Source organism: Bacillota bacterium (assembly GCA_040754675.1).
Lineage (GTDB): Bacteria > Bacillota > Limnochordia > Limnochordales > Geochordaceae > Geochorda.
This window is the reverse complement of record JBFMCJ010000553.1, coordinates 1-2640: the sequence shown is the minus strand read 5'-3', so window position 1 is coordinate 2640 and position 2640 is coordinate 1. Positions and strand designations below refer to the sequence as shown.

Below are 2640 nucleotides of genomic sequence, written 5' to 3'. Positions count from 1 at the left end.
TGCAGTGGCTGAAGCCTGGGACAGGACGCATGGCCATTGTCATGCCAAACGGGCTTCTGAACAACCCCGGTCTGGGCTACCTTAGGCAGTGGCTTCTTTCCAAAGCCCAGATCTTGGCTGTCGTCGACATGCACCGAAACCTGTTTATGCCTGGCAATGATACTCAAACGAGTATGGTGCTGTTGCGGCGTAAGGCACCTGGAGAACCTGACCGGGACTACCCGATATTCATGGCTATTGCTGACTCTGTTGGCCACGACAAGCGAGGCAAAACCACGTACAAGCGGAATCCGGATGGAAGCTTGGTCCTGGCCGAAAAAGAAGTTACTCACACAGTCGGAGGCGAGGTGCAGAAATTGAAGGTTCTCGAGCCGATCGTGGATGACGAACTAGAAGATATTGCAGAAGCTTATCACAAGTGGCTTGCGTCAATGACAGAACCCAGGCAGGCGTTTAGGGTATCATGAGGCTATCAACAATCAAGTCCTCTGCGATATCCTCTTCGCTGAGGCTTGATCCAAAGTTCTATCTCGCTGAGCGCAGCCTTGCGTGGCAACGGGTTTGCCAAGGTCCCTGGCGTGTTGTGCGACTCGGCGAGCTAATAGGCGATGATGCTGTTTGGGTACCCCCACGCTTTGACATCGTTCCGGCCACGCATCCCAATTATGGTAAACCTTACCTAGCCCCTTGGGATACGCTGCGGTATATTCCTCGCTCAACCACACTGCTCAGCCGACTACAGAACAAGTTCTTTCACCTTTGTGAGGTCAAGCGCGGGTGGCTACTTGTCACTTGTTCTGGCCGCAACCTGGGGCCGGTGGTGATGGTAGATGAGTTCTTGGCCAAATTTGCTGTTAGTGGTGACATGATTCGTGTAACTAGTCCCCTAAACGATGACTTGTTCTACGTTTTTGCATTCTTAAGCACCGCCACAGGTCGGCACCTGTTGAGAGGCGGTGGTTGGGGATCAGTAGTCGACCATATACACCCGAAGGACGTCCGCAACATTCCAGTACCGATGGCTGACGAGCGGACTCGTCGGACGGTAGTAAACGCCTTCGTAAAGGCTATGGAACTCCGGGAGCAGGCTCGTCTCAGTCTTCTTCAGGCGGAACAGGAATTCCTTCGGCTGAGCGGGCTTCGCGCAGCTGTGGAAGCGCTTCCGCTTAGTGCCTATCGGCGGCGCTTCCAGTTGAATGCTTCGCAACTTAAGAGAAGGTTAGATGTTGAGCCGCATGCACCTCTGTACCAGGCCTATCGTGAAGCGATCCGCTCGACCGGGATGGCAGCACACCTATCTGAGGTAGGTAAGGTCTTTCGCCCCCCAGGGCGTTACAAAACGGTATATGTCGAAAACCCACAGTACGGGATACCCATTCTTTCGGGACGCCAGGTAGCCCAGTATCGTCCCGTAGGCTTGAAATTCATAAGCCCGGCCTCGTTCCGGAGGCCCGATGACTACTTGCTTGAGCACAACACACTTGTCCTTACCGCGGACGGCCGGGCCGAGGAGAACTTGGCGGACTGCGCTGTGGTAACTAGGGACCGAGCGGGGTGGGCCGCGAGCGGACACGTCATTAGGATCATTCCGCAGCCGGGCATACATGTAGGACTGCTCTACTTAGCCTGCACTTGTCAGCCCGTGCAAGCTCAAATGAAGGCCCTGGCTACGGGGTCTGTGGTTGATGCTCTCTCCGAAGACGATGTCAGTGATGTGCTCCTCCTTTACCCTGGTGATAGCGAATGGGGTCGGAACCTGGCCAAACAGGTAGTTGATGCCTGGAACAGGTTTGTTGACGCCAATTCTCTTGAGGACTCGGCAATCAAGTTGTTAGAAAGCTACTTGGGAGGCGACTAGGTAGTTTCTGCTGAAAAAGCGTGTTACCGGTCTAGTATCCCGGCTGTTGACCCATGAGAATCGATGCATGATCGCCCGTTTTCCGAGAGGTCAGGCCAGTTGCGCTATCCGGTGGAGATTGTAGCCCCAGATTGCCCCACCAACCCATCGCCGGGAGCCTTCTTCTCCACGGTACGAGGTCCGATCCAGTCCGTACCGCCGTTTGAGCACGCTGATTGTGGCTTCTTCGCCAGCCCGCCAGCGTTGAAGACGCCTGAACCAGGACTGCCGTTCGTGTCTGCGACGTTTGACGCTCTGTTTACCCCTACAAGGCATGCTTACTTGCTTTACACCCAGTTCCGCTAGTGCACGCTCGTTCTCCGGGCTCCAAAAGCCACGGTCTGTCGCAACTCTCGTGGGCCCACGGCGGTCAGGTCCGAAATCTGGTGTTGGTATGATTGACGCCAAGTCAGCGCCTGCCGAGCTGGTGACCACCCACGGGAACTGGATTTACAAAGAAGAGCTAACGGCTGGAAGACATCTGGATACCTCCCAGTTAACAGCCTCGTTAAGTTTCGAGTCTCCGCCGGGTCCCGGTCGCATGGCTAACACCAGCGTCGATCTATCCGAGTTAGGCCCGGACAGGGGCTGTGCCGCTTACGGCAGGACAATATATTGTCAACGCCGGCGTGATTTTGACCCTCTAGCGCCGGTCAAGAATTGACCCCCCTGCCCTCAAGCCTTCGGACCTGAGTACACTCCGGCGCGTGCTTTCTCTCTTAGCCTGTAGCTCTCACCTCGAA

3 protein-coding genes are annotated in these 2640 nt (G+C 55.5%); 2 read left to right on the top strand and 1 reads right to left on the bottom strand.

Annotated features, from left to right (window positions below; genetic code table 11):
• Together AB1609_20685 and AB1609_20680 are read left to right on the top strand one after the other, a co-directional pair.
• A partial coding sequence (locus AB1609_20685; protein ID MEW6048861.1) for an N-6 DNA methylase occupies positions 1 to 467 on the top strand: 467 nt, incomplete at its 5' end.
• Between the two features lie 356 nt (positions 468 to 823).
• Entirely contained in the window at positions 824 to 1858 is a 1035-nt protein-coding gene (locus AB1609_20680) for a hypothetical protein (GenBank protein MEW6048860.1), read from the top strand.
• 90 nt (positions 1859 to 1948) lie between these two features.
• Here AB1609_20680 and AB1609_20675 read toward each other — a convergent pair whose 3' ends face one another.
• Entirely contained in the window at positions 1949 to 2332 is a 384-nt protein-coding gene (locus AB1609_20675) for a transposase (protein MEW6048859.1), read from the bottom strand.
• Positions 2333 to 2640: the final 308 nt, after the last annotated feature.

Excerpts from the sequence above, each read along its gene's own strand:
- AB1609_20680 (MEW6048860.1), top strand. The coding sequence starts at position 824 with ATGGTAGATGAGTTCTTGGCCAAATTTGCTGTTAGTGGTGACATGATT.